This is a genomic window from Phenylobacterium hankyongense (genome assembly GCF_003254505.1).
GTDB classification, from domain to species: Bacteria; Pseudomonadota; Alphaproteobacteria; order Caulobacterales; family Caulobacteraceae; genus Phenylobacterium; species Phenylobacterium hankyongense.
This window is the reverse complement of record NZ_QFYP01000037.1, coordinates 1-305: the sequence shown is the minus strand read 5'-3', so window position 1 is coordinate 305 and position 305 is coordinate 1. Positions and strand designations below refer to the sequence as shown.

The 305-nt window shown below is 55.4% G+C and carries 1 pseudogene; it reads left to right on the top strand.

Annotated features, from left to right (window positions below):
- Positions 1–28: 28 nt before the first annotated feature.
- Positions 29–305: pseudogene (locus tag DJ021_RS19140) on the top strand (hypothetical protein); the annotation flags it as partial.

Below are 305 nucleotides of genomic sequence, written 5' to 3'. Positions count from 1 at the left end.
CATGTCTTGGCCTGTTCCTGGGACCCTCATGATTGAGCCTACCGAAAGTGAAAGCAAGGCTGAACTGGACAGGTTCTGCGATGCTCTTATTTCCATCAGAGAAGAAATTGCCCAGATTGAGAGTGGAAAAGCAGACGTCCATAACAACGTCCTCAAGGGAGCTCCTCATCCCCCGTCCATGCTCATGGGAGACACATGGACGAAGCCGTACACCAGGGAATACGCAGCCTACCCGGCTCCATGGCTCAGAAACGCCAAGTTCTGGCCCACCACCGGCCGCGTGGACAACGTCTACGGTGACCGCA